General features: G+C 71.0%; 8 protein-coding genes and 1 pseudogene. 4 read left to right on the top strand and 5 right to left on the bottom strand.

The genetic code is table 11. The features are described from left to right. The first annotated feature begins 46 nt into the window (after nucleotides 1–46). The 4 genes from FV230_RS18990 to FV230_RS18975 all read left to right on the top strand — a co-directional run bounded on the left by FV230_RS18990 (nucleotide 47) and on the right by FV230_RS18975 (nucleotide 4385). A complete protein-coding gene (locus FV230_RS18990) occupies nucleotides 47–1249 on the top strand; it encodes a phosphoglycerate kinase (protein WP_147843504.1) in 1203 nt (400 codons plus the stop codon). A 98-nt stretch (nucleotides 1250–1347) separates the two neighbouring features. Continuing rightward, nucleotides 1348–2418 (top strand): class II fructose-bisphosphate aldolase, encoded by a 1071-nt coding sequence (gene fba / locus FV230_RS18985; protein ID WP_147843503.1) that lies wholly within the window; start codon nucleotides 1348–1350, stop codon nucleotides 2416–2418. A gap of 282 nt (nucleotides 2419–2700) precedes the next feature. Further along, complete coding sequence (locus tag FV230_RS18980; protein WP_147728079.1) at nucleotides 2701–3351, top strand: thiamine phosphate synthase; 651 nt, start codon at nucleotides 2701–2703, stop codon at nucleotides 3349–3351. Next, nucleotides 3348–4385, top strand: a complete 1038-nt coding sequence (locus FV230_RS18975) for a tetratricopeptide repeat protein (RefSeq protein WP_246694921.1) — start codon at nucleotides 3348–3350, stop codon at nucleotides 4383–4385. The genes FV230_RS18980 and FV230_RS18975 overlap by 4 nt, the downstream gene beginning before the upstream one ends. A 24-nt stretch (nucleotides 4386–4409) precedes the next feature. Here the strand turns inward: FV230_RS18975 and FV230_RS18970 are convergent, their stop codons facing one another. From FV230_RS18970 to FV230_RS18950, 5 genes and pseudogenes are all read right to left on the bottom strand, one after another. Further along, the gene (locus FV230_RS18970; protein WP_147843502.1) at nucleotides 4410–4832 is read right to left on the bottom strand and encodes a DUF779 domain-containing protein; all 423 of its coding nucleotides are present in this window, start codon (nucleotides 4830–4832) and stop codon (nucleotides 4410–4412) included. A gap of 206 nt (nucleotides 4833–5038) precedes the next feature. Further along, nucleotides 5039–6562, bottom strand: coding sequence for an aldehyde dehydrogenase (gene adh, locus FV230_RS18965; RefSeq protein ID WP_147843501.1), 1524 nt, complete (start codon nucleotides 6560–6562; stop codon nucleotides 5039–5041). Between the two features lie 185 nt (nucleotides 6563–6747). Continuing rightward, nucleotides 6748–7068, bottom strand: coding sequence for a plasmid stabilization protein (locus FV230_RS18960; RefSeq protein WP_147843500.1), 321 nt, complete (start codon nucleotides 7066–7068; stop codon nucleotides 6748–6750). 50 nt (nucleotides 7069–7118) lie between these two features. Next, on the bottom strand, nucleotides 7119–8741 hold the full coding sequence (locus FV230_RS18955; RefSeq protein WP_147843499.1) for a hybrid sensor histidine kinase/response regulator: 1623 nt from the start codon (nucleotides 8739–8741) through the stop codon (nucleotides 7119–7121). 357 nt (nucleotides 8742–9098) lie between these two features. Then, nucleotides 9099–9607, bottom strand: a pseudogene (locus FV230_RS18950) (AI-2E family transporter); the annotation flags it as partial.

Raw genomic sequence — 9607 nt, 5'->3', positions numbered from 1 at the left:
CCCCTTCGCCCGCGCGCTGACCGAAAGCCGACCGGAGCCCGACCGCATGACCGCCTTCCGCACCCTCGACGATGCCGGCCCGCTCGCCGGCAAGCGCGTCCTGCTCCGCGTCGACCTCAACGTCCCGATGGAGGCCGGCCGCGTCACCGACGCGACCCGGATCGAGCGCGTGGTGCCGACGATCCGCGAGATCGCGGGCCAGGGCGGCAAGGTCGTGCTGCTCGCCCATTTCGGCCGGCCGAAGGGCAAGCGCGAGGCCAAGGACTCGCTCCGGCCCGTCGTCGCCACCCTGTCGGACAAGCTCGGAAGCCCGGTGGCCTTCGCCGAGGATTGCGTCGGCGAGGCCGCCGCGACCGCCGTTGCCGCGATGCGGGACGGCGACGTGCTGCTGCTGGAGAACACCCGCTACCACGCCGGCGAGGAGAAGAACGACGCGGCCTTCGCCGACGCGCTCGCGACGAACGGCGACGTCTACGTCAACGAGGCGTTCTCGGCCGCCCACCGGGCGCACGCCTCGACGGAAGGCCTCGCCCACCGCCTGCCGGCCTATGCCGGACGCCTGATGCAGGCCGAGCTCGATGCCCTGACCAAGGGGCTCGAGGCGCCCAAGCGCCCGGTGATCGCGCTCGTCGGAGGCGCCAAGGTCTCGTCGAAGATCGACCTGCTGGAGAACCTCGTCACCAAGGTCGACATGCTGGTGATCGGCGGCGGCATGGCCAACACCTTCCTGCACGCGCAGGGCAAGGCGGTCGGCAAGTCGCTGTGCGAGAAGGACCTCGCCGAGACCGCCCTGCGCATCCTGGCCGCGGCCGAGTCCGCGAAATGCCGGATCATCCTGCCGGTCGACGCGGTCGTCGCCTCCGAGTTCAAGGCGAATGCCGCCAACGAGACGGTGCCCGTCGACGCGGTGCCCGAGGGCGGCATGATCCTCGACGCCGGCCCGAGATCGGTCGCCGAGATCGACGCGGCGATCGACGAAGCCGCGACCCTGGTCTGGAACGGCCCGCTCGGCGCCTTCGAGATGACGCCGTTCGATGCCGCCACGGTCGCCGCGGCGCGGCACGCGGCCGAGCGCACCACGGCCGGCAAGCTGGTCTCGGTCGCCGGCGGCGGCGATACCGTGGCCGCCCTGAACCATGCCGGCGTGTCGGAGCGGTTCTCCTACATCTCGACCGCCGGCGGCGCCTTCCTCGAATGGCTGGAGGGCAAGACCCTGCCCGGCGTCGAGGCGCTGCGCGCCAAGGACTGAGCCGCGAAACGATTTCGCGCCGCCCCACGCGATCCAGGCGTGCCGTGGCGGCGTTCTTCCCCCACAGACCCGAACAGAGCTTAGACGGAGCACGGACGATGGCGCGGATCACGTTGAGGCAGCTTCTCGATCACGCCGCCGAGTACGGCTACGGCGTGCCGGCCTTCAACATGAACAACATGGAGCAGGGGCTCGCCATCATGGCGGCCGCCGACGCCACCGATTCCCCGGTGATCCTGCAGGCGAGCAAGGGCGCCCGCGCCTACGCCAACGACATCGTCCTGGCCAAGCTCATCGACGGGCTCGTCGAGATCTACCCGCACATCCCCGTCTGCATGCATCTCGACCACGGCAGCGACGAGGCCACCTGCGCCACCGCGATCCAGTACGGCTTCACCTCGGTGATGATGGACGGGTCGCTCAAGGCCGACGGCAAGACCCCGGCCGACTACGCCTACAACGTCGGCATCACCCACAAGGTGTCGGAGATGGCGCACTGGGCCGGCGTCTCGGTGGAGGGCGAGCTCGGCGTGCTCGGCTCCCTCGAGAGCGGCGAGGGCGAGGCCGAGGACGGCCACGGCGCGGAAGGGGTGCTCAGCCACGACCAGCTCCTCACCGACCCGGACGAGGCGGTGAAGTTCGTCGCCGCCACGAAGGTCGACGCGCTCGCGGTCGCGATGGGCACCAGCCACGGCGCCTACAAGTTCACCCGCCAGCCCGACGGCGACGTGCTCGCGATGAACGTCATCGAGGAGATCCACCGGCGCCTGCCGACGACCCACCTCGTGATGCACGGCTCGTCCTCGGTGCCGCAGGAGCTGCAGGACATCATCAACCGGTACGGCGGCCAGATAAAGCCGACCTGGGGCGTGCCGGTCGCCGAGATCCAGCGCGGGATCAAGCACGGCGTGCGCAAGATCAACATCGACACCGACAACCGCATGGCGCTGACCGGCCAGATCCGGAAGGTGCTGGCCGAGAATCCGTCCGAGTTCGATCCGCGCAAGTACCTCAAGCCCGCCATGGAGGCGATGACCAAGCTGTGCAAGCAGCGCTTCGAGGAGTTCGGCACCGCCGGCCAGGGCTCGAAGATCCGCCCGATCTCGGTCTCGGCCATGGCCAAGCGCTACGCCAACGGCTCGCTCGACCCGAAGATCACCGCGAACTGAGGCGACCGGTCTTCGTTCCAGGCGATCGGACGGACCACCTCCACCCGATCGCCCCATACCCGTCATTCCGGGGCGCCGAAGGGCGAACCCGGAATCCGGATCCGCCGACGGAGCCGAACCGATCGCGCCCTGTGGTTCCGGATTCCGGGCTCTGCCGCGCAGCCCCGGAATGACGAGCGGGCCTGACAAGGTCTGCGCAGGACGTCGGGATCGATCGCCTTCGCAGCCCCTGAAACGTCCCTCTCCGCTTCCCCGACGCGCTGCGCGGCGGTATCAGGGCGCATGACCGACGCACCCCGCCTCACCCTGCTGACGCCGCATCGCGTCGGGCCCGAGCATGTCGACGCGCTGCTGCCCGCGCTCGAGCGCGCCTGCGGCGCCGGCGACGTGGCCGCGGTGATCCTGCGGCTGGCGCCGTCCGACGAGCGCAGCCTGATCGCCCTGGTCAAGCGCGTCGCCCCCGCCGTGCAGGCGGCTGGGGCGGCCCTGGTCGTCGCCGCGGCGGGCTTCCCGGGCGACCTCGTCAGCGTCTCGGCCCGCGGCGGCGCCGACGGCATCCACGTCGACAAGCCCGAGGACGGCACGCTGCAGGAGCTGCGCGGGCGCCTGCGGGACGGCCGGATCCTCGGCGTGGGCGGGATCGAGACCCGGCACGCGGCGATGGATGCGGGCGAGGCGGGCATCGACTACCTGATGTTCGGCGGCCTCTACCCGGACGGCGTCGCCGCCGAACCCGAGGCGGTGCGCGAGCGCACCGCGTGGTGGGCCGAGATCTTCGAGACCCCATGCATCGGCGTCGCCTGCGCCGAGACCGAGATCGCCGGGCTCGCGGCCACCGGCGCCGAGTTCGTCGGGCTGGAGAGCGGCCTGTGGATGGACGATCCCGCACGCATCGCGACGCTGCAGACGTCGCTGTCGGAGGTCGCCTCGTGAGGCGATTCCGCGCCCTCGGATTCGCGCTGCTCATGGCCGGGGGGGCCGTCTCCACCGGCGGCCCCGCCGTCGCGTCCCCCGGCACGGTCGAGCCGGCCAAGACGCCGGGCACCGATCCGGTGAAGCCGCCGATGCGCGAGCTGCCGACCCCCTACACCATCGGCTATTCCGGCGGCGCCCGCCCGCCGCCGACCGACCGCACGCCGGACTTCGCCTACGGCGCCTATCAGCGCGGGCAGTACGTGACCGCGTTCCGGGAGGCGACGAAGCGGATCGAGGCCGACCGCAAGGACGCGGCGGCGATGACGCTGCTCGGCGAGTTGTACAACCAGGGCCTCGGCATCAAGCCGGATCCGGTGAAGGCCGCCGACTGGTACCGCCTCGCCGCGGCGCAGGGCGAGCCCGGGGCGATGTCCTCGCTCGGGCTGATGTCCCTCGACGGGCGCGGCGTGCCCAAGGACCCGAAGGCCGGCCGGCGCTGGCTGGAGCAGGCGGCCGAGCACGGCTCGCCGACCGCGGCCTACAACTTCGCGCTGCTGCTGCTCGGCAGCGGCACCGAGGCCGACCTGGCGCGGGCGGCGACGATGTTCCGCAAGGCCGCCGACGGCGAGATCGGCCCGGCCCAGCACGATCTCGGGGTGCTCTACCTGCAGGGCCGCGGCGTGCCGCAGGACGCGACTAAGGCGGCCGAGCTGTTCCGGCGGGCGGCCGACAACGGCGACCTCGCCGGGGAGGTCGAGTTCGCGATCCTGCTGTTCAACGGCAAGGGCCTGCCGAAGGACGAGGGACGCGCCGCCCGCTACTTCCTGCACGCGGCCGCCCGCGGCAACGCCATCGCCCAGAACCGCGTCGCACGGCTCTACGCCACCGGGCGCGGCGTGCCGAAGAACCCGGTCGAGGCCGCGGCCTGGAACCTCACGGCGGCCGGCCAGGGGCTGTCGGATGCCTGGCTCGACCAGGCGCTCGCCGGGCTCACCGCCGACGAGCGCACCCGCGCCGAAAGGCTGGCCGGCGACCGGTCCGAGGCGCGCTGAGCCCGCGCGGACCAGCGGCGGCGCTCAGAGCTTGCAGGCGCCGTCGAGAGCCGCGTTCTCGGCTGCGGTGAACAGGCGCGAGCGGATGTGGAAGCGCTTCTCGCGGCCGTTCTCGAGGGAGAACATGCCGCCGCGCCCGGGCACCACGTCGAGCATGATGTGGGTGTGCTTCCAGACCGTAAATTGCGGGCGGCTGATGTAGAAGTCCGCGCCGCCGACCTGACCGAGATGGACGTCGCCGTCGCCGGTGATGAAGTCGCCGACGCCGTAGCACATCGGCGAGGAGCCGTCGCAGCACCCGCCCGACTGGTGGAACATCACCGGGCCGTGCTCGGCCCGCAGCTCCGCGATCAGCTCGAGGGCGGCGGGCGTCGCGGTGACTCGCAACGGCGTGCCGTCGACGCCGGCTTGCTCGGCGGTGGTCTCGGTCGTCGCGGTCTCCGTCATGCGTCGCTCCCGTTCGCCGTGATCGCCCGGCTCGATCCTATGTGGATCGCGCCGCGCCGAAATGCAGAGGGCCCGCGCCGGGCGGCGATCGGCACCGGCAAAAAGCCCCGGCCGTTGCGGGCCGGGGCAAGGTCGTCTCGGGCGACGTCGTCTTGCGGTCGAGACCGAAGCCCCGGCCTTGGCGGCCGGGGCGGTTTCTCGCTGGCCTAGAAGAAGCCGAGCTTCTTGGCCGAGTAGCTCACCAGCATGTTCTTGGTCTGCTGGTAGTGGTCGAGCATCATGCGATGGTTCTCGCGGCCGATGCCGGACTGCTTGTAGCCGCCGAAGGCCGCGTGGGCCGGGTAGGCGTGGTAGCAGTTGGTCCAGACGCGGCCGGCCTGGATCGAGCGGCCGAAGCGGTAGGCGCGGGTGCCGTCGCGGGTCCACACGCCGGCGCCGAGGCCGTAGAGCGTGTCGTTGGCGATGGCGAGCGCGTCGGCGTCGTCCTTGAAGGTCGTCACCGAGAGCACCGGCCCGAAGATCTCCTCCTGGAAGATCCGCATCTTGTTGTGGCCCTGGAGCACCGTCGGCTGCACGTAGAAGCCGTCGGCCAGGTCGCCGTCCTTCACGTTGCGCGCGCCGCCGGTGAGCACCTGCGCGCCCTCCTGCCGGCCGATGTCGATGTAGGAGAGGATCTTCTCCATCTGCTCGGACGAGGCCTGCGCGCCGATCATCGTCGTGGGATCGAGGGGCGAGCCCTGGGTGATCGCCTCGACGCGCTTGACCGCGCGCTCCATGAACCGGTCGTAGATCGACTCGTGCACGAGCGCGCGGCTCGGGCAGGTGCAGACCTCGCCCTGGTTGAGGGCGAACATGGTGAAGCCTTCGAGCGCCTTGTCGAAGAAGTCGTCGTCCTCGTTGGCCACGTCCGCGAAGAAGATGTTCGGCGACTTGCCGCCGAGCTCCAGCGTCACCGGGATCAGGTTCTGCGAGGCGTACTGCATGATCAGCCGGCCCGTCGTCGTCTCGCCGGTGAAGGCGATCTTGGCGATGCGGGGCGAGGAGGCGAGCGGCTTGCCGCATTCCAGGCCGAAGCCGTTGATGACGTTGAGCGTGCCCGGCGGCAGCAGGTCGGCGATCAGCTCCAGCACCACGAGGATCGAGGCCGGGGTCTGCTCGGCCGGCTTCAACACGATGCAGTTGCCGGCGGCGAGCGCCGGGGCGACCTTCCACACCGCCATCAGGATCGGGAAGTTCCACGGGATGATCTGCCCAACGACGCCCAGCGGCTCGTGGAAGTGGTAGGCGACCGTGTCGTGGTCGATCTCAGAGATGCCGCCTTCCTGGGCGCGGATGCAGCCGGCGAAGTAGCGGAAGTGGTCGATGGCGAGCGGGATGTCGGCGTTCACCGTCTCGCGGATCGGCTTGCCGTTGTCCCAGGTCTCGGCCAGCGCGATCAGGTCGAGGTTCTCCTCCATCCGGTCGGCGATCTTGTTGAGGATGCGGGCGCGCTCGCCGGCCGAGGTGCGGCCCCAGGCGTCCTTGGCAGCGTGGGCGGCGTCGAGCGCCTTCTCCACGTCCTGCGCGTCCGAGCGGGCGACCTCGCAGATGACCCGGCCGGTGATCGGCGAGGTGTTCTCGAAGTAGCGGCCGTTCGCCGGCGCGACCCACTGCCCGCCGATGAAGTTGTCGTAGCGGGCCGAGAACGGCGACTTGGTCTTGGCGTCGGCCAGGAATTCCGGCTTGTTCATGGTGCTGTTCCTCCGTGCGGTTCCGGCATGGCGTGCCGGCCTTTTTCGGCTTCTCGCTGGCCGATCGCAGCCAAAGCCAGTTGGGAGGCCTTGGCAAGTTGGACTTTTGGCCAACCAGGTCCGCGAGCGCTCGTCGGAGGGTAGCCGGATCGCCGCCGTTTGGCGACCGCCGCCGGCAGCAGGGGTCAGCCGCCGCGATTCGCCTTGCGGGTGGCGGCCGCCTTCCTGGCCGAGGCCGAGCGCTCTTCCGGCGTGCGCGCGGCCGAGGCCTTGCCGCCCGCCTTGCCGCCCTTCTCCCCGCCCGCATGCGCCGCCGTGTGGCCGGTGGCCTTGCCCCGGCCGGAGCCGCCGGGCTTCTTGCCGCCGCCGTCGTCCTTGTTAACCGTCGTCCAGGCGCGGGCCTCGGCCTCCTCCTCGGGCACGCCGCGCTTCTCGTACGAGTCGGCGATGTGCTCGGCCTTCCGCACCTGCTTGTCGGTGTACTTGCCCTTGTCGCCCTGCGGCATGATCGACCTCGCGTCTCCGCCCGATTCACCCGTCCGCCGACGCAGCGTCCTCAGCCGGTCCCGGTCGGCCCGTCGAGGACGGCGCGCACGCGACGGATCAGGTCCGTGCGGCGGTAGGGCTTGTTCAACACGTCGAACTCGGATCCCCCTGCGTCGGTTCGCTCCAGGCTCGCCTCGGCGTAGCCGGTGGTGAGCAGCACCTTGAGCCGCGGCTGCCGGCGCCGCGCCTCGCGGGCGAGCATCACCCCGTTCATGCCGCCGGGCATGATCAGGTCGGTGAAGATCATGTCGATGCGGTCGTTGCCATCGAGGATCTCCAGGGCTTCGCGCCCGTTCCCGGCCATCAGCGTGACGTAGCCGAAGTCGCGCAGGATCGTCCGGGCGAGCTCGGCCACGTCCTCGCGGTCGTCGACGATCAGGATGGTCTCGGTGCCCTGGCGCTCGATGGCGCGGGCCGCCGGCTTCGGCGCCTCCTTCACCCCAATCTCGGTCACCGGGAACGACAGGCGCACGGTGGTGCCCTCCCCCTGGACCGATTCGATCTGGGCCGCGCCGCCCGACTGCTTGGCGAAGCCGTAGACCATCGAGAGGCCGAGCCCGGTACCCTTGCCCTCCTCCTTGGTGGTGAAGAACGGGTCCATCACCCGCGCCAGCACCGAGGGCGGCATGCCGGTGCCGGTGTCGGTGATCGAGACCCGGACGTAGCGGCCGGCGCGCAAGGGGCCGGTCCCAGTGATGTCGCGCTCGGACACGTCGAGGTTCTCGGTGACGATGCGGATGCGGCCGCCCTCCGGCATCGCGTCGCGGGCGTTGATCATCACGTTGAGCAGCGCGACCTCGGCCTGGGTCGGGTCGACCCGGCAGTTCCACAGGTCCGGCGCCGGGTCGTAGTCGACGGTGATCGCCTCGCCGACGGAGCGGGCGACCATGTCGCGCATGCCCTCGATCAGGGCGTTGAGGTTGACCGCGCGGCCTTCCAGGCGCTGCTTGCGCGAGAAGGCGAGGAGCTGCTGCGTCAGCGTCGTGGCGCGCTGCGCGGCCTGGCGGATGTTGTCGGCGGCACGCCCGAGGCGGCCCTTGTCGGCATCCGGCTTCTCGAGCCCGGCGCTGAGGATGTCGACGTAGCCGACGATGACCTGGAGCAGGTTGTTGAAATCGTGCGCGATGCCGCCGGTGAGCTGGCCGAGCGCCTCCATCTTCTGGGCCTGGCCCAGGGCCTCCTCGGCGTCGCGGCGGCGCGACACGTCGAGCTGCGAGGCGAAGAAGTACAGCAGCTCCCCCGCGGTGTCGTAGAGCGGCGAGACGAACAGCGCGTTCCAGAAGGTCGAGCCGTCCTTGCGGTAGTTCAGGATCTCGGTGCTGTACTCGCGGCGCTCGTCGATCGCCGCGCGCACCTGCGCGACCGCCTCGCGGTCGGTCTCCGGTCCCTGCAGGAAGCGGCAGTTGCGGCCGACGATCTCCTCGCGGCTGTAGCCGGACATCGCGATGAAGGCGTTGTTGGCGAAGATGATCGGGTTGTCAGACTGGCGCGGGTCCGTCACCGTCATCGGCATGCGGGTCGTCTCGACGGCCGCGAAGAAGATCTCGTTGCGCGGGTCCGACATGGCGGAGACGGACCCGGTGCCGACACGGGTGGTGCGGCCGGTCGGCGGTGTCTCGGGCGTCTGGGTCATGTCGACGGGGTCTCATCCTTCGGCATCGGTCGGCCGCTCCATCGCTTCGTTCGACGCCGGCGAGTCGCTGCGCCTGCGCAAAAGCGTTCTGGCGCACGATCCGGATCGACACCACCGCGATAACGCCAGGGGGCGCCCGGGCGATCCCGGCATTCTGGCGAAGGTCAGTCTCGCGCCGAAGCCGAAAGCGCGGATACCGCCCGGCGAGCCGGTCTCGCGCATCGGCGAAGGCGTGAAAACCCGCTTCGCCGCCCAGCCGTCGCGCCGGCCGGTGCACGACGTCGACCACATCGTCGACCGCGACGCGCACGGAATCGCGATCGAGCGGTCGGGCCGCGCGACGACCGACCGCCGCCGCTACTCGGCGGCCTGCGGCAGGCGGGGCTCGGATCGCGCGGCCGGATGCGCCGGCGCCGCCGCCGGCATGCGCGAGACCGCGATGGCGTTCTCGATCGCGTCGTTGAGCGTCGTGACCAGGAAGTCGGCCGAGGTCGCCCGGCGCAGGCGATCGAGGGTGGCGGGATCGCGCTCGCCCCAGAACCCGACGAGGACGCTGACGCCCGGCACCGCGGCGCGCGCCTGCCGCACGGTGAAGCGGATCTGCGACAGGCTCACCGGCTCGAGATAGGAGAAGCAGATCATCGCCAGACTGCCGACATCCTTCGGCCGCGCGCCGGCGCGGATCGCGGACATCGCGATCACCTCGGAGCGCAGGCCGTGGCGGTCGAGGGTCTGGCTCAGCATCAGCGTCGCCGCCTCGTCGAACGGGCCGCGGCTCGAGACGCAGAGCACCGGCACCGCGCCGCGCCAGGCCGGCGCAAGGTCCGACGGCTTGAGCACGACGGCGGCGACCTTGCGGTCCGGCC

The sequence above is a fragment of the Methylobacterium sp. WL6 genome (assembly GCF_008040095.1).
Taxonomy (GTDB): Bacteria; Pseudomonadota; Alphaproteobacteria; order Rhizobiales; family Beijerinckiaceae; genus Methylobacterium.
The sequence above is the reverse complement of the archived record's forward strand: the minus strand, read 5'-3'. Positions and strand labels throughout refer to the sequence as shown.

Coding starts and splice junctions, on each gene's coding strand:
- FV230_RS18960 (WP_147843500.1), bottom strand. CDS start 7,068: ATGCCGCAGGGCGACAAGGGCAAGTACACCGACAAGCAGGTGCGGAAG.
- FV230_RS18990 (WP_147843504.1), top strand. CDS start 47: ATGACCGCCTTCCGCACCCTCGACGATGCCGGCCCGCTCGCCGGCAAG.
- fba (WP_147843503.1), top strand. CDS start 1,348: ATGGCGCGGATCACGTTGAGGCAGCTTCTCGATCACGCCGCCGAGTAC.
- FV230_RS18970 (WP_147843502.1), bottom strand. CDS start 4,832: ATGACGGAGACCGCGACGACCGAGACCACCGCCGAGCAAGCCGGCGTC.
- FV230_RS18980 (WP_147728079.1), top strand. CDS start 2,701: ATGACCGACGCACCCCGCCTCACCCTGCTGACGCCGCATCGCGTCGGG.
- adh (WP_147843501.1), bottom strand. CDS start 6,562: ATGAACAAGCCGGAATTCCTGGCCGACGCCAAGACCAAGTCGCCGTTC.
- FV230_RS18955 (WP_147843499.1), bottom strand. CDS start 8,741: ATGACCCAGACGCCCGAGACACCGCCGACCGGCCGCACCACCCGTGTC.